General features: G+C 52.6%; 18 protein-coding genes. 3 read left to right on the forward strand and 15 right to left on the reverse strand.

Annotated elements, in window-relative coordinates; all coding sequences use genetic code 11:
* Positions 1-60 precede the first annotated feature (60 nt).
* From ACOZB4_RS04600 to ACOZB4_RS04620, 5 genes are all read right to left on the reverse strand, one after another.
* The gene (locus ACOZB4_RS04600; RefSeq protein WP_379407111.1) at positions 61-2,352 is read right to left on the reverse strand and encodes a glycoside hydrolase family 3 N-terminal domain-containing protein; all 2,292 of its coding nucleotides are present in this window, start codon (positions 2,350-2,352) and stop codon (positions 61-63) included.
* 297 nt (positions 2,353-2,649) lie between these two features.
* Complete coding sequence (locus ACOZB4_RS04605; protein ID WP_422759487.1) at positions 2,650-5,766, reverse strand: glycoside hydrolase; 3,117 nt, start codon at positions 5,764-5,766, stop codon at positions 2,650-2,652.
* Between the two features lie 3 nt (positions 5,767-5,769).
* On the reverse strand, positions 5,770-7,143 hold the full coding sequence (locus ACOZB4_RS04610; protein WP_422759488.1) for an alpha-L-fucosidase: 1,374 nt from the start codon (positions 7,141-7,143) through the stop codon (positions 5,770-5,772).
* Positions 7,144-7,499: 356 nt separating this feature from the next.
* The gene (locus tag ACOZB4_RS04615; protein ID WP_379407108.1) at positions 7,500-9,017 is read right to left on the reverse strand and encodes a DUF3502 domain-containing protein; all 1,518 of its coding nucleotides are present in this window, start codon (positions 9,015-9,017) and stop codon (positions 7,500-7,502) included.
* Positions 9,018-9,142: 125 nt separating this feature from the next.
* Complete coding sequence (locus tag ACOZB4_RS04620; RefSeq protein WP_379407107.1) at positions 9,143-11,422, reverse strand: helix-turn-helix domain-containing protein; 2,280 nt, start codon at positions 11,420-11,422, stop codon at positions 9,143-9,145.
* A gap of 458 nt (positions 11,423-11,880) precedes the next feature.
* On the opposite strand from ACOZB4_RS04620, the gene ACOZB4_RS04625 reads away from it, so the two are divergent.
* Positions 11,881-12,807, forward strand: a complete 927-nt coding sequence (locus ACOZB4_RS04625) for an ABC transporter permease (RefSeq protein WP_076325245.1) — start codon at positions 11,881-11,883, stop codon at positions 12,805-12,807.
* 37 nt (positions 12,808-12,844) lie between these two features.
* Positions 12,845-13,723: a carbohydrate ABC transporter permease gene (locus ACOZB4_RS04630; RefSeq protein ID WP_379407106.1), complete on the forward strand. Its 879-nt coding sequence runs from the start codon at positions 12,845-12,847 to the stop codon at positions 13,721-13,723.
* A gap of 233 nt (positions 13,724-13,956) precedes the next feature.
* Here ACOZB4_RS04630 and ACOZB4_RS04635 read toward each other — a convergent pair whose 3' ends face one another.
* The 8 genes from ACOZB4_RS04635 to ACOZB4_RS04670 all read right to left on the reverse strand — a co-directional run bounded on the left by ACOZB4_RS04635 (position 13,957) and on the right by ACOZB4_RS04670 (position 21,599).
* Positions 13,957-14,361: an NUDIX hydrolase gene (locus ACOZB4_RS04635; protein WP_379407105.1), complete on the reverse strand. Its 405-nt coding sequence runs from the start codon at positions 14,359-14,361 to the stop codon at positions 13,957-13,959.
* Between the two features lie 38 nt (positions 14,362-14,399).
* On the reverse strand, positions 14,400-15,017 hold the full coding sequence (locus ACOZB4_RS04640) for an SUKH-4 family immunity protein (protein ID WP_379407104.1): 618 nt from the start codon (positions 15,015-15,017) through the stop codon (positions 14,400-14,402).
* 62 nt (positions 15,018-15,079) lie between these two features.
* Complete coding sequence (locus ACOZB4_RS04645) at positions 15,080-15,874, reverse strand: hypothetical protein (protein WP_379407103.1); 795 nt, start codon at positions 15,872-15,874, stop codon at positions 15,080-15,082.
* 56 nt (positions 15,875-15,930) lie between these two features.
* Entirely contained in the window at positions 15,931-16,437 is a 507-nt protein-coding gene (locus ACOZB4_RS04650; protein WP_379407207.1) for a DinB family protein, read from the reverse strand.
* Positions 16,438-16,784: 347 nt separating this feature from the next.
* Positions 16,785-17,906, reverse strand: a complete 1,122-nt coding sequence (locus ACOZB4_RS04655; RefSeq protein ID WP_379407206.1) for an MFS transporter — start codon at positions 17,904-17,906, stop codon at positions 16,785-16,787.
* A 168-nt stretch (positions 17,907-18,074) separates the two neighbouring features.
* Complete coding sequence (locus ACOZB4_RS04660; protein WP_076325855.1) at positions 18,075-18,386, reverse strand: ArsR/SmtB family transcription factor; 312 nt, start codon at positions 18,384-18,386, stop codon at positions 18,075-18,077.
* Between the two features lie 314 nt (positions 18,387-18,700).
* Positions 18,701-20,461 (reverse strand): dihydroxyacetone kinase subunit DhaK, encoded by a 1,761-nt coding sequence (dhaK, locus tag ACOZB4_RS04665; RefSeq protein ID WP_379407102.1) that lies wholly within the window; start codon positions 20,459-20,461, stop codon positions 18,701-18,703.
* 1 nt (position 20,462) lies between these two features.
* Positions 20,463-21,599 (reverse strand): glycerol dehydrogenase, encoded by a 1,137-nt coding sequence (locus ACOZB4_RS04670; protein ID WP_076325853.1) that lies wholly within the window; start codon positions 21,597-21,599, stop codon positions 20,463-20,465.
* Positions 21,600-21,803: 204 nt separating this feature from the next.
* On the opposite strand from ACOZB4_RS04670, the gene ACOZB4_RS04675 reads away from it, so the two are divergent.
* Complete coding sequence (locus ACOZB4_RS04675) at positions 21,804-22,850, forward strand: PocR ligand-binding domain-containing protein (protein ID WP_379407101.1); 1,047 nt, start codon at positions 21,804-21,806, stop codon at positions 22,848-22,850.
* Positions 22,851-22,889: 39 nt separating this feature from the next.
* Here the strand turns inward: ACOZB4_RS04675 and ACOZB4_RS04680 are convergent, their stop codons facing one another.
* Positions 22,890-23,465: a GNAT family N-acetyltransferase gene (locus ACOZB4_RS04680; protein WP_379407100.1), complete on the reverse strand. Its 576-nt coding sequence runs from the start codon at positions 23,463-23,465 to the stop codon at positions 22,890-22,892.
* Between the two features lie 165 nt (positions 23,466-23,630).
* Positions 23,631-23,855 (reverse strand): hypothetical protein, encoded by a 225-nt coding sequence (locus tag ACOZB4_RS04685; protein ID WP_379407099.1) that lies wholly within the window; start codon positions 23,853-23,855, stop codon positions 23,631-23,633.
* Positions 23,856-23,910: the final 55 nt, after the last annotated feature.

Genomic DNA, 23,910 nt, shown 5'->3' on the forward strand with positions numbered 1-23,910 from the left:
CTCCATTGGATTCGGTTATCCTTTTTTCAACGCGTTCAGCCCCATTGGACCTTGTGATTCTTAGCCTTTCACCTGCAAACTCGCGATCGCTCCTCTTGTCGAGTCGGGGCCGACCTGAATGCGGAACTCGCCGGGCTCCACCACCGGCTTCAGGTCAAGGCTGATCAATTCCAGCTGCTCGCTGCCGATGGTGAACGTCACTTCCTGCGTCTCCCCTGCCTTCAAGAATACTTTTCGGAACCCTTTCAGAGCCTTCTCCGGCCGGGTCACGGAGGCAGCCAGATCCGAGACGTACAGCTGAACGACTTCCGCGCCGTCTCGTGCTCCCGAGTTGGTCACGTCGATCCGGACCGTGGCTTCGCCACCTATTGGGATGAACTCCGGCTCGACCGTCAGATGGCCGTAATGGAATTCCGTATAACTTAACCCGTAGCCGAACGGATATCGGGGCTCCAGATCCGTCTCCAGATAACGCTTGCCCCGGGTCCGTCTGGCATTGTAATGGATCGGCAACTGACCGACTTCCTTCGGAATGGAAAGCGGCAGACGGCCGGACGGGTTGACGTCGCCGAACAGCATGTCCGCGACCGCGTTGCCTCCCTCCTGGCCGGGATACCAAGCTTCTACGATCGCCGGAATAAACTCGTCGATCCATGGCTCCGTAATCGGCCGTCCGTTGATATAGACGACGACCACCGGCTTGCCGAGCTTTTGGAGCTCCTGCAGCAACTCCAACTGCACGCCCATCAGCGTCAGGGTCGAGCGGTCAATTCCTTCCCCGCATTCCATATCGCTCTCGGCATGCCCGGTCACGACCGAGGCGCCGGTTCTCAGATCGATGGTGCCCTCCCCGAAATCCCGTGCGCTGGAGCCGCCAAGCACCATCACGATGACATCGGCTTGCTCGGCGCACGCCAGCGCCCGAGGAAACCCTTCCCTTGAATCGCCTTGAATGCGGCAGCCCGGCGCATACAGAACGCGGCTGTCTCCCAGCCGTCGGCGGATGCCGTCCAGCACCGTCACGATCTGCCCCGGCGGCTGAGGGGAGGTATAATCGCCAAGCTGATTATACGGCGCATGGGCGTTGGGGCCAATGACGGCAATCGTTCCGACACTCGGACCCAGAGGCAGCATGTTCCCCTCGTTCTTCAGGAGCACGATTCCTTCAGCCGCTGCTTGGTAGGCCAGTGCGATATGCTCTTTGCAGCCTATGACCTGCTCTGCCCAGGCTGGATCCATATAAGGCCGATCAAAGAGACCCAGCCGAAACTTCAGTTCCAACACGCGGCCGGCTGCCTTATTCAGATCGTCTTCGGTGATCAGCCCTTGCTCCAGCGCTTGGTGAAGATGTGCCCGGAACATGGTCCCGGACATCTCCATGTCGACACCAGCCTTTAGCGACTGGGCTGCCGCTTCCACGCCCGTTCCGGCCGTATTATGACCGCATGCCAACATATGGATAGCGCCGCAATCGGTAATGACGAAGCCGTCGAAGTTCCATGCCTCGCGGAGCACGTCTTGCAGCAGGTACCGGCTGGACGTGCAAGGTACTCCGTCGATTTCGTTGTAGGCCGTCATGACCGACAAGGCTCCCGCTTCAACGGCCTTGCGAAACGGCAGCAGATCGACTTCGTGGAGCTCCCGGAGCCCGATATGCACCGGTGCCCCATTGCGCCCTCCTTCGGAAGCGCCGTAGCCTGCGAAATGCTTCAGCGTAGCCAGCAGGCTGGTATGCGAATCAAGGCGCTCTCCTTGCAGTCCCTGCACGGCGGCAACCGCAAATTCGGCCACCAAATGGGGGTCCTCGCCGAAGGTTTCTTCGGTACGGCCCCAGCGGGGATCGCGTACCACGTCCAGCACCGGCGAATAGGTGGCTGCTCCCCCCTGAGCCCTTGTCTCGGCGGCAACGGCGCGGCTTATGCTGCGGAACAGCTCCGTGTTCCAGGTGCTTCCGATCGTGAGTGGTACGGGGAACACCGTCGCCCCGATCGCCATATGTCCGTGGGAGCATTCTTCCCCGAACAGAATCGGAATCCCCAGCCGCGAGTGCTCCATCGCGTAACGCTGAATCGCATTAACCGCTTCCGCCCCTTCCCGCGGGGACAGTCCGTTCGCCAGCGTCACCCCGGTCCAGGGATCGGCCCGCAACGTACCGTACAAAGAACCGATTCCTCCCTCCGTAAGCTGCGACTTGAACTCTTCAGTAAGCTTGATCGTACCGTCGTCGTTCTTTATGTAAGCTTTCCAGCCGAACGGCTGGATCAGCTGTCCGATTTTCTCTGCCGCCGTCATCCTCTCCAGCAAGTCCTCGACCCGCCTCGAAACTGGCCATGCAGCGTCCTTGTAGTCCATGGCGCACACCCTTTCTTTTTCCAGTTAAAATCGTTCAAAATATGATTACATACAACCGTTCGTTGAATGTTCCCCCATCCTATAAGGGTTCGGGTTTAGGCTCTTTCCCATCGAATTCAACGCCACACCGCCCAAGCAGCAGCCCTTCCGACGTTCCCAATTGAAGAAAAAGGCCCTCCGGCACGATCCGCTCGACCGGAGAACCTCCCTCTATGTGTATCGTGCAGAAGGCCGCGCCGTGACTATCCAGGTCAACAGAAAGAACCCTCTTCCAACCGTTTAAGGGGCGAGTACGCCTCAAGATGGTTGGCTCTGCCGGATCCGTACCTCCTCCGGCCGGTATACGGTCCGCACTTGTCCCCCGGCATCGGTCATGAACATCACGGTCCGCTCCCGTTCCAATTCGAAGGCATAAACCGCCTCGGTTACCCGATCCCTTACCTCAACTTCTGCGCTTGCCCCATGCTCGGAGACGAAGACGTACAAGCTTCCATGCCCGAACGCCAGCTTGCGGCCGTAGATTCCGGGCAGCTCGCCTCCCTTCAGCCATTCCAGCTCAGGCGAAATGGCTGCGGAGCGGATAGCTTCCGCGTACAACGCTTGGATCGGCTCCCAGCGCTCGTTCATCTCGACCGGGAGCGGGCACCAGATGAACCGTCCCGCGCCCAAGATAACCGTGATGGGCTCTAGCGTCCCATCCAACCGTCCCGCCGGACGATCCACCGCCAGCGCGTTAATCTTCCGTTCGCCGAACGAAACGGCGAAATGCTCTCCCGCCAGCTCCAGCGTTTCTTCCCGAAGAACGTTAGCATGGACGGTTTCGCCGATCTCCTGCTGCAGGCGGTGCGGCGCCGGCCCCCAATACGCATCGGTGCGCAGCGGGCCTGTCCACAGGACCGTGCTCCCTTCCCTTGCCAGGTCGAGGAGCTGATCAAACGCGGTATCGTCGAAATTGTGCGCGCTCGGCACAATGATCAGCTTGGCCGGATAGCGCTTCAGGTCCTCCAACTGGTATTCGCCGATGCCTCGCGGATGGACGTTCATGCCGAACGTCAACGCGCGCATAGCCCTCGTTGTTGCTTCGTATGCCAGCTTGCGGCTGGAAAAATCATTCGAATACGGGTAAACGACGGCGATGTCCTCGAGCTGCCGTTCATCGTCGAACAGGCCGGCTGCTTCCTTCATGAAGCGGCCGAAGTCATAGGACACATCCGCTTCGGGCTTCTGCGTTCCGTCCGCCCGAAGCGCTCCGATGTTGGATTCGTTGGCATTATCCATGAAGTAGTTAATATTCCAAATCCACTGCACGGCACCCGCGCCCCCGGTCGAAAACGAATACGCATACTTCCGCTCCAGGATGCTGCGAAGCTCTTCCTCCGTCCGCTTGGCGATGCCGTCCGGACGTTGCACGTGCATGATGCCGGTCTCCTGGATCAGATTCGGCTTGTCCGGCGTTTTCGTAAATATACCGTCCCAAGCCAGGTGATCGTTCTGCCACCAGGAGTGGACCGTCGTATAATCGACTGCGGGGCCGTAGAACGAAGGCGACGGGCGCTGGGAGCAGATGCCCTCGTCCTGCCCGACCGTTACTAGCTGGCGGGGATCGGAGCGGCGAATGGTGCCGATGAGCTCGGATGCCCACCGATTGTGCATATCCATAGTGAACAGCGTGAAATCGATCCACGGTCCCCACTTCTTCGGCTGCAGCACGCTGTTGAACAGCTTGTCGTCCGGACTCGGCGCCGGCGCCGAGTCGAAGGACGGAAGCTCGCCAGGCGTCATGTTCCATCGCTCCTGAAGCAGCGCGAGATCATCCCTGTGGCGCTCCCGGAGCCACTCGGACCAAGCTTGCCGCTCGAACCGGTCCCCTATCGATACTGGCCCCTCGAAGATTCGCTTCGGATCGAACAGCGAAGGCTCATTGATCAGGTCCCAATGCACGTTGGTCGTGCCCCTGTGACGTCCCACGATGGAGGCGACAAAGCGCTTTTGCGCCTCCACCGATCGCGGATCCAGGTACGGGTTCACGCCTTCCCAGGCTTCGGGAGCAAACGAGAAGAACGTAAACGTCACTTCCAGCTCATGCCGCTTGGCCGTCAGGATAAAGGCATCGATCGCCCGCATAACGTCCTCGGCAGCATGACCGTCGGCGTACATGATCATCCGGTATCCTGTCCATATACCCGTCCGAATCAGGTTGATCCCCGCCCGCTTCATCTCCGCCATATCCGCATCCCATCGCTGCACGTTCGGCAGATGGAGAAATTTGCGTGCGACGTCGGAGGTCATGTACGTCATGCCAACGATCGGAACCGTTCGTACGCCGCGGTGGAAGTAATCTCGCCCGCATTCCAGCCGTTCCCCTGCCTGCAGCAGTGGACGGTTGACGCCCCAAACCGCCTGGATCAGTTTGCGGCGCTCCCCGAACTCAGACTCGGCTTCGCAAACGATCCGGTACATGCCCGCTTCCAGCCGTATCGGCACCGACAAGCGAAGCTGCTGCAGATCCCGCTGCTCCATGCCGGCTTCCGACTTCGCATGCCCGGTCCAGACGGTCTCACGATCGTCTTCCTTTATGACGCTCACGGCAAAATGCCATGTCTGCGCCGGGACGGATGTCCGGGACAGGGCCTGCAGCTGGATCGTCAACCGCATCTGCTCGCCCGGCTCGTAAGAGGCATAGTTCGGCTTCAGCCACAGCTCTGTCATGCCTGTTCCCGCGTATTCGGCCAGATCCTGCAGGACATCAATCCCTTTCGTATCCCAGAACGATGCCCTCAGCTGCTGGTTGATCAGAATCCAGCGGCCCCCCGCGTAATCGCCCTTATGCTGTTCCAGCATGACGACCGGAGCGGACCGCTCTCGTCGATCACGGTCCATGCCGATCAGCAGCGGCGAGATGACGGCATCCATCGGACCGCACGCCCCCATCTCGGACGGGATGTCGCTTGCTTTGGTCGGATGCAGTGTCAAGCCCCAGGTCGGCTCGATGCCGAACAGCTCCTCGCGGCCATGCAGAATCGGAAATTCGGCAGAAGCCTTCAGCTCCCGGACGCGCGATACGTCAACCGCCAGCGCATCATGGATATCCATTCGCTGATGATAAGCCAGCTGCTCGCGTTCGGCATGCCAGCTTCCGTTCAGCTCTCGAATCGGCCTGCGGAAAGGCACGCCACCGGCATGAACCAGACCGCCGCCGGCCTTCAGGTGGGCTTCGATGGCCGCCCAAGCCGCTTTCGGAAAGTACGGCCCGTGCAGATGAACCAGCGCGTCCCAGCCGCCTTCCGTCAGCCGCTCAGCCACGTCCGCGGCACCTGCGACCACCGCCCATTCCCGCAATCGATCCAGTGCCTCTGCAGACGGACGTTCGCCTTCGTAAGGAAAATGTTCGTCGTAAAATACCAGCGTTCTCATCGCTTACTCCTTTCTCGTCCGCGGCTGGCCGTCGACGTATACGGATGTTCCGCGCGTTCGGGCCCAGTCGGCGATCCGGGAAGGGTCGCCGGTCCAGAGGCGGTTCACTCCCCATTGATTCGTCTGCGGCCGCTCCTCGCATTCGATGCGGATGACCGGGAACAGCTCGGTCGGACGTTCCCGCGGCAGCCCTTCGATCCACAGCACGTCCTCTTCCTGCCGGAACGACAGCTCCTGCCCCGTTGTCAACAGCGTCACCCGTGATACCGGCGTCACCAAGTCCGCCAGCCTCAGCACCGGCCTCCCATCCCAGAAGCGGATGATGAGATACAGCTTGTTGTCTTTCATCGTCTGCCGCCCGTAGGTGATGAACTCCGTGAGGTTCCCGCCGTCGGAGCCGTAGATGGCCTCGCCGTGAACGTCCAGCCACTCCCCGATCTTCAGCGCCCGCTCCACGAAGGCCGGCGGAAGCTGTCCGTCGGGCTGCGGTCCGACGTTAAGCAGAAGATTGCCGCCCACGGTCCCCCCTTTTTCCGCGCACTCGCACAGCATGTCGAGCAGAACGTCGGCCGGACGCCATCGTTCGCCGTTCGTATACCCCCACAACCGCCACGTTGTTACCTGGCTGGATTCCCACAGCCGCTTCTGATCTGGAACGATGACATGCTCCGGCGAGCCGAAATCGCCCAGCACCTCAGAATCGCCCGAGCCGCCGCCGCCGTCCGCATGCAGCTTCTCCTCCTCGGACAACCCAAGGCGGTTGTTGACCAGAATGTCCGGCTGAATCGACTTCATCCGTTCCACCAGCTTGATGCTGTCCAGGTCCTCCGCGGTTCGCGGCCAGACCCCGTCAAAAAAGAAATGATCGATGCGCCCGTATTTCGTGACCAGCTCTTCCACTTGGGCATGCAAATACTGCTTCATCGTCTCCCAGCCCTCCGGATCCTTCTCCGGTCCGTCGAAGTAAGCCGGAATCCGCCAATCGATCCAGGAATAATATAAGCCAACCCGAAGTCCTTGGGCCCGGAACGCATCGGTAAACTCGCGCACCAGATCCCGGCCGGGCGCCTGCTTCGCGCTGGAATAATCCGTCGTGGCCGTATCCCACAAGCAATATCCGTCATGATGCCGCGTCGTCAAGCAGGCATATTTCATGCCCGCCTTGCGCGCGGTGTACGCCCAAAGCTCGGCGTCAAAGAACTCCGGATTCCACTCGCAGGCCTTCTGCGCGTATTCGGCCTGGTCCAAATGCTCCCGGAACAGAACCTGCTCGCCGCGCCCGTATTGGGCATAAGGCCCGAAATGAATAAACATGCCGTACCGGCTTTCCGTAAACCATTGCCAGCCTTCCCGGATGGCTTGTGTTTGCTTGGTCATGAACTACGTCCTCCTTATTCTGCACGGCTCTTGCCGTGCGGCCAGCCTTAATAAAGACTTTCGCTTCTAACTCTTTGAGCAGTCTCAAGGCTTCTTATGACCTTTACTCTAGCCTGGGAATCCCTGTCTTGAACACTTTACTTTTGAGAGAAAACTTTGATTTTGGCCAATATCGGAGAATTGAAGCCGTAAGGCGGCGCCCATGATCACTCCCGAATCCCCTTAGACTCGATTCGAAATTCCTCACGACCTGCTTCATGCTTCATGCACGAAAAAAAGCAATTCCTCCCCAGCACTAGCCGGGAGGAATTGCCCTGTTTAAAAATCATGTTCATTGCCGCCGATCGCGTCTGCACTTACGACTGACCGGCTCTCCACTCATCGAATTGCCGTTTATATTCCTCCACGACTTCATCGAGACCGGCGGACTTCATCGCGGCCAGCATTTTATCGTAGGCGTCCTCGTATTTAACGACCCCATGCATGACCGGATAGACGCTGGTCTTCAGCTCTGCGATGCAATTCGCGTACTGGGAAGCGACGTTTGTCGGATCGAAGGTGAAGCCGATCGTGATGCTGTTCACGGCATCGTCCGCAACCGTCGTACGGCGCTCCAGCCGCGCAGGATCTGTATTCGTCGGGTAACGGTTCATCTCGACGTGGCCGAGCAGCCAGTACGGAAGCTCATAAGCCGGGGAACCGTTCTCGTTCTTGGCCAGATAATCCTTCGTATTCTTGCCGGTATCCTTCCAATGGACGTCCTTCACGCCACTCTGTACGAGATCCATGTTCTCCTGACTGCTGTACACCCAATTCAAAAATTGAATGCCGGCCTCCGGATGCGGAGTCGTGGCCGAGATCCCGTTGGAATTCCGGATCGCGTAGGATCTGAATTTCGGCTGGTCCGCCAAATAGTAAATATCCAGCTTCGCGTCCGGGAATGTTTGAAGAATGGCGTCGCTCAAACCGACGTCACCCGGTCGATACAGATAACGCCCGGCCAGCTCCTCCTGATTGATGACCTCCGTCGGTGTCGTAAGCAGATCGCTCATAATCAGCCCGCGCTTGTATGCCTCGTTCATGTACAACACGTCTTTTTTGAACTCCTCGGTTTCAAACCAGGACTTCACGTTCCCCTGCTGATCGATATATATCATGTTGTCCGCCACGGTAAACGGATAGGTGTCGTACGTCGTATGCAGGAAGTAGGCAGGCTCCTCCAGCATCTTGATATACACGTTCTTGTTGTCCTGCGGCCAGTTCTTCTGCAGCGTCTCCGCCGCATCCAGCAGCTCCCCCGGCGATGTCGGTGGCTTCAGACCGTTTTTCTCGAGCAGATCGGTGCGGATCGTGAACATGCCATCGTTATAAGCGGTATCCGCCCAGAAATTCGGCACGTACGTGATCTTGCCGTTGATTTTCGACGACTCCCAGATCCAGTCCGGCATGGAAGCTTTCAGCTCGCTGCCATACTGATCCAGCAGATCGTCGATCGGAATGATTCCGCCGCTGCCGGCAAGCACCGTCGGTCCTTTTGTATCGTGCATGATGGCAATCAGCTCGAACTCCTCGCCCGTCGACATCATGAGGTTGGTCTTCTGATCCCATACGTCCCACGCGATGTAAGTCGGTTCATACGTGAGGTTCAGACCGTCGGCCTCCAGCTTCTCGTTGATCGCTTTAACCGCCGTTTCCAAATCTTGCGGCGCGGAGCCCGGAAGCAGATACCGGACCGGCAGCTTGTCCCCTCCGCCGTTCTCGCTGCTCGCCGATCCGTTCTCGCTGCCGGCATCACCCCCGCCGGAGCAGCCTGCGATTACGGATACCATAAATATCGCGGCTAGCCATAGTGCGAGCGCTTTCCTTTTTTTCATGTGTGTCTCCCCCTGTCTTCATTTGGTTTGCTCATGCGGTACGATTCCTATCTTAAGGAGACATTAGGGATGACGTATACTTCAAAATGATGATTTTCGCCATTTTAAAACACTGAAAATGCCCGTCACTGCGCTTTTTTCGTCTCGATCGCATGCTGGCTTCGGAACTGTGCCGGGGAGATCTGGTAGTGCTTTTTAAACAGCGTATAGAAATAGGTCGTATTCAGAATGCCCACCTGCTCGCTGATCGATTGAACCGACTCCTCGGTGCTTGCGAGGAGCTCTCGGGCCTTTTCCAGTCGAACGGCATTCAGGTAATCGTTGAACGACAGCTCGCAATGCGCCTTGAAGAGCTTGCCGACATAGCTGCGGGACAGCTTCACCTCGCCCGCGACCTGCTCGAGCGACATATCCGGCCTTGCATAATACTTGCGTACGTACATCTGGATAAAATCAACCACCTCCGCATGCCGGACCGCTCCCGATTCCTCGGACAGGCTGCAGAGCCTAAGGGCAAGATCCTTCAGGGCATCCGCGGTTTCCTGCAGCGTCTGAAAACGGGTAATCCGCCGGGTAAAGTCAAGGAAGAGATCCGCGCTTTCCCGATTTTTCACCGTATGGACATTGAGCTGCTTGTACAGGCCCCCGATGAATTGGTTGATGAAAAACATGACTTCATGATAGTTGTAATCGCGAATTTCCTTAATCCACTGATCGATTTCCTTCTCTAATTTATCCCGCTGCTGCAGCTTGATGGCCTCGATGATGCGCTTTTCCCGCTTGTCCGGATACTGCGCCTCGTTATGCTCCGACTCCGCGGCGATGACCGGATCGCCATGGAACATCCTGCCCTTGCCTGCGAAGAAGCGCTGCTGGAAGCAGGACTGCGCGCAATCGAACGATTCGCGCAGCTCCTCGTACGTCTGCGCGGCAGTTCCGATGCCGACGGTGACGGACACGCGGAGCGTGCGGAGCATCTCGCCCTGCAGCTCCTCCAGCATGCCCAATACATGGAGCGGAAGCCGGCTCTGCTTCATGGGGAGAATGATCGCAATGGTCCCGTCCCCCACCGTTGCCACGCTCGCTCCCTCCGGTTCCAGCATCTGCTGGGCCGCCTGGGCGACGGCTGCGCAGGTATAGGACTGCAGCTCCTCGTCCTCGCCCCCGGGCGAGCCGTCTAAGCTGTCGAGCAAAAGGACAGCCGCCAAGAAATAGGGCCCCTTGCCTTCCCGGGCCAAACGGCGGAATGCCGTCTCGTCGCCGCCTTTCAGCAGCTGCAGCACGTGCGCCTGCCTGGCGACGGAAGCCTCGGACTCCATCGACTTCATTTTCTCCGTCATTTCGGCATAGGTTGTATCCAATATGGCAAATTCGTTGATTTGCCGCCGGTTTTCCTTCATTTTCGGTATGGCGCTCATTTTCTCCAGCAGGTGGCGGATCGGGTTGTACGCATGATGCGTCAGCCAGATCGACAAGAACATGCTGACGACGAAGCATGCCAAAGCGAGAACCAGCGCCGACGTTCGGAGGGCCTGCATGTTGAACAACAGATTTTGATATTGGCTTACGCTGATAAACGTCCAGTTCATATCCCTGGATTTGACGTAGGTAACGAGGCTTTTGCGGCCGTCGATGGAGCGGGTGAAGTAACCGCTTTCCGCGTCCGTTCCCAGAATGGACTGGACATAGGATTCCTGCGATACATCCTCCATGAACCGGGACCGATCCGAATGGGTGATGATGGTCCCCTTGTCGTCAATGACGTGCAGCGAATCCACCGCTTCGTTGCGGTAGCCTCCGATCAGATCCTGAATGGTGTCGGTGCTCATATTGATCACGATCGCGCCCTTGGAGCTTAACGGCGAATAATAGCTCGGAAGGAGGACGAAAGTAAGGACATCTTCGCTCCGGTTCGCCGAAGTAGCGGAAGAAATCTTGCGCGGAAACAGGTGAAAATAAGATGTATTCTTGCTGTTGATCTCCTCCAGCAGCGCCTTCTCCTGCTCCTTGGTAATCCCCTTCGTATTCAGATACGTGTTATTCGAGCCGTTATAGATCCCGATCGAATGGATGAACGGATAGGTGGACTGAACTCGGTTAAGGGTGCCGAACACGCCATACTGTTTCACCGGATCGGCCTCTTTGTCCAAAAGGGCATTCACGATCTCCTTGTCGCTGAGCAAAAGGTTGCCCACGTTATACACCTGGTCGCGGATGACGCTGGATACGGCGCTGTTCTGCTTCAGCATCGACTCGGATATTTTCCCTACCTCCTTCGCGGTGCTCCAGGAGAACATCATGTACAGGACGACGGTTACGAGGGCAATCATCGCTGCCGTGAGCAAAACAAAGCTGAGAAACATATTTCGATACACTGCATAACGGAATAATCGCTGCCGGATCATATTCTCCCTCCTTATCATTCGGTCTGTATAGTCAACTGAGATCTTATCATTCATGAAAATTACTAACATTATATGTAATATACATGTTAATTTAATAGGGTTGCCTAGCCATCCGATCGCTTGGAACGGATCGATATTTTATTCTCATCTTACATTTGCTCAGGGCATACATCAATATGAAAACGCATTCTTTATTTTCCTCCCCAAACTCCCCTTCATAGACTTCATCGGCTAAACCCCTTATAAAACCAAGCTTTTCCGGTTATTATTCAATCCTGGCGACACTGTGCGAAATACTCAAATTCGAAGTTTTTGCCGTTTTTTAAAGCAGGCGTTCCCCCTTTCAATCCGCTCAAACTCCATTTTCATAGTTTACTGCACGCGGCAACTCTCTTTACACTCGAATCAGAACTGCTACGCTTGCAGCCCCCATCACTTACGAAAGGACGTGCCTACCTATGAAAAAAAGCCGCTCCGGCTTCCTGAGCGAAATCCGTTCGAACGGATCCGCCTATCTGCTCGTCGTACCGGCTGCCATCTATACGCTGGTCTTCGGCTATTTCACGCTTCCGTACATGCTCATTGCGTTTCAGAAATTCAACTTCAAGACAGGACTCTTCAATTCCGCCTGGGTCGGCTTTGACAATTTCAAGTTCTTCTTCTCGTCGCCCCGGGCGTGGGAGGTCACCTTCAACACCTTGAAGCTCAATTTTCTATTCATCATTGTCGGCACGCTCGGAGCCATGGCGCTGGCCATTCTGTTCAATGAACTACGCAGCCGCTGGTTCTCGAGGGTGACGCAATCCACCATTCTGTTCCCGCATTTCTTGTCCTGGGTCATCGTCAGCTACATCATCTATAGCTTGCTGTCGACCGATTACGGCATCCTGAACCGGATCCTGGCGTTCTTCCATATTGATCCCGTCAACTGGTACGCCTCGCCACAGTACTGGACGTGGATCCTTACGACCGCGGCGGTCTGGAAGGACCTCGGGATGAACCTCGTCATCTATCTGGCGGCCATTACGGGGATTGATGACAGTTATTACGAAGCCGGCCGGATCGACGGCGCAACCCGCTGGCAGCTCATCCGCCATATCACCATTCCGCTCATGCTGCCGACCATATCCATCCTGACCTTGCTGGCCTTGGGCAAAATCATGTACGGCAGCTTCGACATGATCTATGCCATCGTGAAGGACAACGGGCTGCTCTATCCGACCGTCGACGTCATCGACACATATGTGTTCCGTTCCCTCCGCACCATCGGGAATCCGGCACAGGCCATGGCCGTCGGACTGTATCAATCCGTGGTCGGCTTTATTCTCGTATGGGGCAGCAACAAAATCGTGAAAAAGGTGAATCCGGACCATGCCTTGTTCTAAAGCGTGCCGGAACCACTCGGAAAGGAGCGAAACTTAGATGACGTCCAGACCCAAATTTTTCGATGCCGTAAACACCGCCGTGATCGGTATCATCTCCATCCTCTGCATCCTACCGATGCTGCTTGTGCTCATGGTGTCCTTTACCGACGAAGCCAGCATTAAACAATTCGGCTACCAGCTGTTTCCGAGCGAGCTGTCGCTTGATGCTTACAAGCTGCTCCTGTTCGGCAGCACGCCGCTTTACCGAAGTTATATGATCTCGATCCTCGTGACGGTGGTCGGCACGATCCTTGCGGTCACCATTACGTCCATGGCCGGATATACGCTGGCCGCCAAGCATATCCGTTACCGCAACGGGCTCGGACTGTTCTTTTTCATTACGATGGTATTTAACACGGGCCTGGTTCCCTGGTATCTGATCAACCTCAATCTCGGCATGAACAACACGATCTGGGCCCTGATCATTCCGTCCTTGGTGTTTAACCCGTTCAACCTGTTTCTCGTGCGCAACTACATGTCCCAAATTCCGCCATCCCTTACGGAGGCGGCCAAGATCGACGGCGCGAGCGATTTCTATATCGCGTTCCGGATCTACTTCCCGCTGTGCATGCCCGTCCTTGCAACGATCACGCTGTTCTACGGCATTGCCTACTGGAACAACTGGTTCAACGCCATCATGCTAGTGGACAACGAGAAGCTGTATCCCCTCCAGTATCTGCTGTTTAAGCTGAACTCCGAGATCAGCATGATCCAACAAATGCAGAGCAGCGGAGCCATTCTCGGCACCCAGACGCTTCCTCAGGAATCGGTGAAGATGGCCACCGCCATTCTCACGATCGGCCCGGTGGTGCTGTTCTATCCGTTCCTGCAGCGATATTTTATTAAAGGGCTGTTGATTGGCTCTTTGAAGGAGTAAGAGGTTTTATCCACATGCCATGGTCTTTGGAAAAAAACTGTGAATCAGCTTTAACCGAAATCAAAGAGGCTAACCGCTCACACGGTTAGCCTCTTTTTTATATGATGGATGTCTTTATGGATACAAAGTCTGCCGCTTCGGATGGAGCATCGTCAACGGGGATGTTAGCGTAACCCTGATGTTGTGCATTGGGTCAGTAACGGTAATCCGCTCTTTGAAGAACAGGAAGAATGCTAAAACGCTCGGCTTTTAACTTCTCCTTGATAAGCCAATGCATCCTGGACCCTTAACCGCTGAACTTCGCTCAGCTCCGACAACTCGGCCCATTTATACTCAGAGTGCTCCGAACTAAGGATAATTTCCTCATGAAGAGGGATCGAACAGCGGAATATGCCGACCTGCGCGTTGATATGACTGTGATAATAAAATCCGGTCAAAACCGCATCATGTAGGGTGATGCCCAGTTCTTCGCGGCATTCCCGAAAAATGGCTTCATGAATCGTTTCACCGGGGTCCACCCCGCCTCCGGGCAAACTCCATCCCTTGTTCCCATAGGTCCGTTTTAATAAGAGCAGCTTGCCGTCGGCGTTCGATATGATGGCATGCACACCAAATCTGTATGTATCCTGAAAGCCCAAATTTCATCCTCCCATCCTGAATTAAAATGCTATATCTGCTAACGCAAACGATCCCTCATTTCCTCCAGCACAATTCCCCACCATGAAGAGGAACGGACGGCTGGTTGATCCATATCTTTCAGCTCCCGCTTCATTTGTTCGAAGGCGCTCTTCCACTCGCGCTGAGTCTGCGAGGCGTCCGGTCGTGTTCTCGGCTTGATCTCCCCTCTCCTGAACTTCTCAAGTTTCAAACGAGATTCTTCTGCCGTCAAGATCATGGGAGGGGGATCGGGCTGCAAGCGCTCCGTTTGCTGTTTGAATCGTAGCACACGGTCCATAAAGGCGAGCAGGCTCTCGATGGAGGCGTTCATGTAGGTCGGTTTCTGTATACCGCCCTCCGTTACTGCCCAAATCTCCCCTGTATCCGTTTTGATCGCGACATGAAGCCCTTCGCTCCAGATCTCCTTTCCGATCGCGATATAGTCGCCATTAACATCTTGTAGCGGTAACGCTTGGTGAAACAGAAGACCCAAAGGAGGCTCTTGTAGCTCAAAGTTCGGCATTCCCCAATGCACGAGCATTTCCGCCGTCTTCTCGGGCATTCCCAGACGATCCAAGCTTTCCCTCGTATAAGACAGCACTCCGTGATCATACAACGTGTGAAATTGCTGCTCCACTCTATCCCTCCCCTAAAATTCTAAACTGGTACGCAGTCTTTAGCATATGGTGATGAAATGGTCTACAGATATTCGCCGAAATAGAACTGCAGCGCTTCCCGGGAATACCCATCGCTTCCTTGCCACTCCGACATCGAGAAGAAATCGTCGTCTCTCCTCGGGCGCGTGCGAGGCGTGTCCTTCGGAACCAACACGCCGGCATATCCCCAAACTTCCATGAGCACGTCTCGTTCATGCTTGCTTGAAGGCAGAATATCCTTCCATCGCTTCTCCAAGTGACGTGGGCTTTCTTGTTCGGTACAGTCTTCAACGGCTTCAATCAGGCCCCGCAGGATGCCGATATCTTCATCACCCACCGTTAAGGTCTCCTCATGGCTCAACAGCTCCAGATCGAGCCAGCAGTAGATCAGATGATTCAAGCGGACGCCGCCCCATTTGACCCGTTCGAAATTCAGCACGTTCAAGTCGGTATTCACATAATCCCGGTCAGACTGCATCCCGGCGTGATTGCAATCCCCGCAGCTGCTGTAATTCGGCACTGCCGAGCGCCGTTCTTCGTATGTATGAAGAGGCAGGCGCGAGGTCAGTGCCCAGCTGGAGAGCGCGCTTCGCAAATGCACCTGTTTCGTAGACAAGCTGTGCAGAAAAGCAGCCGCAACCTTTTCTTTTGTAACGCTCTGATGCAGGCTTTGCAGTCGCTGGATTAGCTCATCATGGCCCATGGTGATAGGATCAAACATCAGTCCCATGCTTTTCGCGTATTCAAAATCCTCCCCAGCAAATGGCATAGGATTGTTCTTCCAGCCGCTGGATGACCAGAACGTTTGCAATAATATCTTTTTTGCCTTTTTGTCCACAGCTTCTCACTTCCCATTAATTTCTTTCTCTTATCATATCAAAACAAGCAAAAGATTTATTTAAATCCTTCGATAATTTCATTCATTTGTTGAATATGTCTTTGTTCATGCAAGTACAGTGATTTAACCCATTCTATTAATAACATCTCTTTAAAGACGGGGTGGATAAAATGTCTTCTGCTTAGCACGGAAAGGTCTTCTAATGAATGGAGCAGTTCCGTCAGCTTCTCTCTTGAATGATGCAGTTTCTCGACAATTTCTTGATATTCCATAATTTCATCGGTTGGTTTAGCAATGTCAGGAGCTTCTAACTTTTTACTTCTATCCAGCAGAAATTCCACAGATTTATTTTCAACAAATGAATCTTCCTTGCCCTTCAATCCTCTCTTTATTGCAACGACATATAATTCTTCTGTCTTATATAGGTGTTGACATACCTGGCTAATACTCCAACTGTTTGAGTCGTGTCGCCTGTTCAGCTGCTCTCCGCTCAATCCATTGAGGACTGTAAGCAATACATCCCTTGTTTCTTTTAATTTTTGATTAATTTCTTGAAATTCCAGGGTAACCACTCCTTTCCATTGGTTTTTTAAGGTGCGATTGCTTTTCCGGATTGTTGACGATCTTCATTTCTAAAATAGTCAATAAAAAATGCCCCAGCCCTAGATAGCTGTTATCTTAGGCTGGGGCATGATCTGTCTGCTACTTCCATGATTATACATCTGATAGCCGAGGCGTGTAAGCCCTGCGTGCAAATATGGCAATAAAAAAATTGTTTCTTCCCGCTGCAAATCCATTATAGGAGGTCTTTCAGTTTTACAAATATAACGGTTGGACGGGCATTTGGGAACAACGAATCAAGCACGGAAAGCCTGCGGCACATTACCTTGCGCTAGGCTGGCTTCTTGATTTACGAAGGAACATATTTTATTTTGAGCAAAATCGAAGCCAGGGCAAGGATAGCAAACACGATTCCGCTCCAGATTAACTGATGGATACCCGCAACGGCTATCAACCAGCCCCCTACCGTGGTGCCCAGTGTAATGCCCAGGTTGGAAAACGATACAAACAAGCTGTTGCCAAACTCCGGTGCATCTTCAGTCACCGTTGTCAGCCATGTTTGGCTGACGATTAATCCTCCGGAATGGACCATCCCCCATAAAACCACAACGATCATGGCCGGAATCCAGTATGGCGCCAGGCTATACAGCAGTAAGTAAACCGTAATATACAGCATAGGGAACATCAACACGGTCACCCGTATGTTTTTTTGCAGCATGGCGCCAAAAACGAAATTGCCGAAAATCATGATGATTCCAAAACCCATCAGCATCACACTGATCGCCGATCCGTTCATAGGTGTGACCTGGCCGAGGTATTCCGCAAAATAACTGTACACCGAAAACATTGCCGCAAAAATAAAAATGACCGACGTTATATTTAACCACAATGCGGGTTTCCGCAATATCCCCAGCTGTTTGCCGAATGACATTTTGTTCTTAACCGGCATGGACGGGAGCCAGGCCAATATACCTGCAAAGGCAATCGTACTAACAGCCGCTCCAAACAAAAATGCGGTTTCCAGTGAAACCTTTTCCCCGAGGTAAGATGTCAAAGGCACACCAAATGCAAATCCGACCGTAATCCCGGCAAATACCTTCGTGACCGCTTTACTGCTCTTCTCGGGTGGAACCAGCTGGGCCGCAGTGACCAAAGCCACGGAAAAAAAGACCGGATGAAAGCAGGCCGGTATGATCCGGAACGCCAGCATCACTTCGAATTTCGATGTCATGGCGTACACGATATTGGACACCGCAAACATGAATACTGCGATAAGAAGAATCACTTTCCGGTTGATACCGGATGCCAATAATGTCAGAAAGGGCCCCGAGATGGCGACCACAAGGGCAAACACACTGACGAGCGTACCCGCCTGTGATGCCGTGATATTAAATTTCCGGGCCACTTGGGGCAGAACGCCAACGATACCCATTTCCGTCGTAATAATGCCAAAAACACCTAAAGCCAACATGATAATAAGTAAAGGGTTCACTTGTTTCTGTCTCAAAGAAATGATGCTCCTATTCTGTCATTTGTATTTTCATATCTGTATATGTAGATATGTTAGTCCGCAGTTTCACCATCTATATTCAATTATATATCTATATATCTAGATGGATTTAAGCAAAAAAACACCTCCTTATAGTTTGTTTTGAATATACTCGGAAAATTCCTTGATAGTCTGTTCATTCCGGCGATAATAGGTCCACTTTCCGATACGCTCGGACTCAAGCAGTCCTGCTCTTTGAAGTGTCAGCAGATAATTGGAAATGACGGATTGCGCCAGCCCGCTCTTCTTTTGAATATCGGCTACACAAATTCCGGTCCGGAAGCTGATGCCGTATTCCATATATTTTTTCTCCTCAAAATGATGCTCCGGGTTTTTCAGCCAATCCATGATTTGACAACGGGTCTCATTGGATAACGCTTTGTAAATTAAAATAGGTTCCATACAGATCATTATATCTATTTATATAGATTTGTAAATGTTTTTTTGAATACTGGCCGCTGGATTAAATAGATAATCTAGAGTAAAAGACTTTCTAGACAAAGGATTGCCAAGTTCCCAAGAGTGCATCGAGGAAATCTACTGGCATTATAAATATGCAGAACAAAAACAGACACGCTGAATAGCGTGTCTGTTTTTTCTTCTTCGGATAAATTCATTTGGAAACGAAGGTTTGATGTTGGTAATAGCTGTGCGACTCAGCTGAAATCAATGATGATTGATTGGATTGATTAATGTATAAATAGAATACTTATACATTACCTCATCACTTTAGCAAGCTCCGTGAAAATAACCCCGAGCGCGTGTGCGCCCGCATCCGGGTATCCGATGCTGCGTTCGCCTACCGTGCCCGCTCTACCCATTCGGGCAACGATGTCTGCCGTCTTCTGCGCTCCGAGCACCGCCGCTTCAGCCGCCTTAATCGCTGCTGGCTTCATCTCTTCACCTTGCTCTGCGCTCTGCGTCCAGGAATCCGCGAACGGGACGAGTGCGTCGATCAATGTCTTGTCGCCGACGACAGCTCCTCTTCCGAACGATCTTTCGCCCGTATCCTGGATTCCTTTTACAACGGCCTGCATCATATCCGCGACCTCTTGAACGGACAATTCCTGCTTCTGACCGGCAGATTTACTCGCTGCACGGAATGCGGATCCCCAGATCGGTCCGGAAGCCCCGCCGCAATGCTCCATGATGATCAACGAGCAGGCGTCGAGGAAATCGCCGATATCGCTGAGATGGTGGGTCAGAATATCGTCCCACTCCGCCTTGAGCTGCTTGAAGCCCTTGGCGACACTCATGCCGAAATCGCCGTCTCCGGCATGGGCGTCGAGCTCGCAGAACGGCACCTCGTTCTCGATGATGACCTCGCTCATTTGATCGATCAGATATACGATATTTTGCAAGGATAGCCGGTTGTTCTTAATCACCGCAGCGTCAGCATCCGTATTGTTTTTATACGAAACCACGCTCTCTGACTTCTCTTCTTGAATAACCTCGGTATAGTTCACGGGCTCAAAAGATCCCTTAACCGACAGTGCCGGCGTATCGCATGGCGCAGACAGCCACTTCTTAAGCGTCTCGTCCAGCTTCATGATTGTCACCGATGCGCCTGCCATATCAATGCTGGTCATATAGTTGCCGACGAATACTTTGAATACCCGCTTGTTTCGGGACGCTAATTCGCGCATCACCGAATTGTTCAGCAAGTACAGCTCCTGCAGCGGCGTGCCGCCAAACCCATTGATTAATACGGCAACTTCGTTCTCTGCAGAATCATTCATCTGCAAGTTGTCCAGCAAAGATGTGACCATCCGCTGCGCCAGCTCATCTGCAGGAACAACGTTCTCCCTGCGGATTCCCGGTTCGCCGTGAATGCCGACACCGTATTCCATCTCGTTATCTTCGATATGAAACGTCGGAGTTCCCTTGGCGGGCACGGTGCAAGAGGTAAACGCAAAGCCGATGCTGCGAACATGGTTAATCGCATGCTGCGCCGCTTCTTTCACTTCCGGCAGGGACAGTCCCGCTTCTGCGACTGCTCCGGCTACCTTATGAACGAGCACCGTTCCGGCAACCCCTCTTCTCCCTACCGTATAGAGACTGTCTTCAACGGCGATGTCATCGTCGACCTTCACATAATCCACTTGGATACCGTCCTCGCTCGCAAGGTGAGCCGCATTTTTGAAGTTCATGATGTCGCCGCTGTAATTTTTGATAATAAGCAGCGTTCCCTTATTACTCGCAGAGCTGCGGATCGCTTGATACACCTGGATTTGGGACGGGGAAGCAAACACATCGCCGCACACGGCCGCATCCAGCATGCCACTTCCAACGAATCCGGCATGAGCTGGTTCGTGGCCACTTCCGCCGCCGCTGATCAGCGTAACTTTATCTTGGTTGATCTCTTTTTTGGAAATCACTTTGAATTTAGGGCTGAACGCTAACTCAGGATGCGCCAGCACAAGCCCATTGCACATTTCCCGAACCAAGATTTCCGGTTTATTCATGATTTTCTTCATCTTATATCTCCTTACTTAATTTGTATTGACGACCCAACTGGTCAGCGGCCATAATCGCGGATGCTACCGCTTCCTCCGAAATCGGGAATGGCATCGAATGGATGGATTCCTCGGCAATACATGCCTTCTTGGCCACTTCAAGCAGCTCCTCGTAGGTCACACGCTCTACGCCGATATCCTCCAGGCATACAGGAAGACCGATCGACAGGCAGAAGTCCAGCACTTCCTTCATTTCGTCCCGGTCGGCATTCTCAAGCACCAATTGAGCAATCGTACTAAAGGCTACCTTCTCGCCGTGATAATAATGATGCGTTCCTTCAAGAGCCGTCAAGCCATTGTGAATCGCGTGAATCGCTGCCAAACCGCCGCTCTCGAAGCCTAGTCCCGATAACAGAATATTCGTCTCGACGATATTCTCCAAGGCTGGCGTCACAATATTTTGATCACAGGCCAGTTTTGCTCTGTACCCGTTCTCAAGCAGTGTTTCATAACATAGCTTGGCAAGTCCCAGCGCTGTAATCGTCCCTTTGGCGTCACCGCATACGCCTTCGCGAACACCGCACGGCAGACCGGCATTGACATTGGAGTAAGATTGAGCCGTCGCTCTTGCTTCGAAATAGGTAGAGAGCGCATCCCCCATACCAGCAACAAGGAATCTAGTCGGCGCTTTGGCAATAACCGTCGTATCAATCATGACGACACTTGGACTTTGTTTGAAATAAGCATAATCATCGAATTCGCCTTCCGGAGTATAGAGTACCGCCGAATGGCTTGTCGGTGCATCGGTTGCCGCAATTGTCGGGACAACAATCAGGGCCTCACCTTCGGCTACGCATTTTGCCGTATCAATTGCTTTGCCTCCGCCGAGGCCAATCGTGCAGGCACATTGATGCTCCTTCGCCAAAGCTTGCAATCTGGCAACCTCCTGCCGGGAGCATTCCCCACGGAAGCCGCTTTCAACTAGCGTTATATTAAATTTCAGTTTCGTTGACTCCAGCTTGTCTTTCACCCGTGCAACATCATCGGGATGGGCAATCAGCAGAGCGGATTCACCGAATGTCTTCACAAAATAACCTAAATTCAACAGTTCGTTCTCACCTTGCACATATTTTGTCGGACTGATAAACGCTCTTCTCATGTTCATTCCTCCTAAGTAAACTATACTTATTATTATAGGTTGTACTTAATCGGGAAGCATGAAACAATGAGATCGGAATAAAGCGTTTTCTTATCGTGTTTTTTTGTCATCTCTATGGAAAATTGTATTATCTTGTTCTTCAGTAGAAGCATTCGCTATAATATTCAGTAGAGTTTCTATACCTTTTCATAGGAGAATGTTGTCATGTCCAAATCCCGATATGATTTAGAAGAAATCATTGATTTGGAGAAATGGGAGAAGCTGCAGGATTCCTTATCGCTTGTGACCCAAATGGCGATCCTTACGGTCGATTACAAGGGCGTTCCCGTCACCAAGCACAGCTACTGTCAGCCTTTCTGCCAAGGCGTGCGCCAGGATTCCCATCTCTCTCCATATTGTCAAAAATGCGACGCGCGTGCCGGCATTGAAGCGGTTCGCCAAAACAAGCCATACATCTATTTATGCCATTTCAACATTATCGATATCGCCATCCCGATCATTATTGATAACCAATATCTTGGTGCGATCATGGCGGGACAGCTCAAGCTCCGAGAATCTGACGCGCCGATGCTGGAGCAGATCGTATCTCGGCCGCCCAATGTGGAGTCAAACCGAAAGTTTAAGGAACTCGAAGGGGATTATGATGCACTGCCCGTCTTATCCTATGATGAGGTGACGAAATGCGTGGATCTGCTGCTGCAATTAAGCACCTATATCGTGGAGGAAGCGATTCAGAAGCATACCACGATCGATTTATACAAAAAAGTGCTCACTTCCAACATGGATGCGCCAGCTTCCATGGAAGGTTATAACGAGTCGGATCGTGCGATCCGCAGCATCCAGTCCATGCAGCAAGAGCTCTCAGGAGCACTGATCGATACCAAATTGAAGAATGGCGCTGGGTGGTTCGTCTCATCGAATGCCGTGCTTCAGCCTGCGTTTGACTACATTTTTACGCACAAGCATAAGAATTTCACCCTGAAGGAAATGGCCAAGCTTTGCCATATTAGTCCCAGCTATTTCAGCCGCATATTTACGAAAGAAACGGGAGAGAATTTCTCCGTCTTCATCGCCCGACTCAAGATTGAATGGGCCAAGCAGCTGTTGGAGTCCACCGATTCGCCGATCCATCAAGTGAGTGATGATTTGGGCTTCTGCGATACGGGCTATTTTATCAAAACATTTAAAAAGTTCGAGCACCTCACCCCGGCCGTGTATCGGAACATGCATGCCGGGCTATCGGCTAAGTGATCGGTTTACCAACCGATCATTACAAGTAAACCCCTTCGTTCATGAACGAAAGGGTTTTTGCACATCATCCATAATAATCGAATACAATTTTAAATCTTCATGTGACCCTTTAACCCAAATCGCTTTTCTTAATAAACCTTCATAGGACATGCCGGCCTTTTCCATCACTCTGGCTGACCCTACGTTTAATGGGTGACAACTGGCTTCGATTCTGACTAATCCCATTCTTTCAAATCCAAAAGCGATGATGGTCCTGATCACTTCGGTCATGTAACCACGATTCCAATAATCCTTGCAGAGGGCATAACCCAATTCAGCTTTAGCATGGTGAACATTCCAAGACATAAATCCTGAGGTCCCGATGATCTTTCCGGTTTCTTTGTCCACGATTCCCCAAGGGGCAACAGCATGATGGGCGTATTTTTGCAGCACTTTGTTTAGATAAATACGGGTATCTTCAATCGTTTGATGCGTCGGCCAGGCCGTATATCTCGATACGTCATCATCCGAGCCGTAATGAAATATATCCTGTTCGTCTTCGCTCCTCAGTTTTCTTAATATCGTTCTGTCTGTTTCTAACGTGGGGAGATCCGAAAAGACATCTTCGATCCGCATATCATTCACCCTCCAAAGCTATCACGATTGATTTGAAAAGAGACAGATAACATCTGCATAAAACCTTAATTATGTATAATATAGTTCCTTTGCACTTAAGTAAACTTCCGAGAGATAGTTCTTGTTTGGAACGAATCTTCTCATAATGGCTCTCTAGCCTTTCAACTATTTATTCTTCTGCTTTGCAACTTGCATACCGCCGATGATAAGCATGAGAATCCCAATTACTGCTAGAATAATCCGAACTAAGAATGGACTCATTGAAAACACATTTTCGCCTTGCCAATGCAATTGGAACAACCTTTCATTCAGCCCCACAATCGCCAATAATGGCTTAAGAAACAAACTCAGCGCTAATAATACTATCCCCCAAATAATATTGCTATTCATTGATTCAAAACCTCTTTTCCAATTAAGATAAATGAAGATTAATTCACAATAAAAC

This window comes from Paenibacillus sp. NPDC058898, from assembly GCF_049316025.1.
Classification (GTDB): Bacteria; Bacillota; Bacilli; order Paenibacillales; family Paenibacillaceae; genus Paenibacillus_AQ.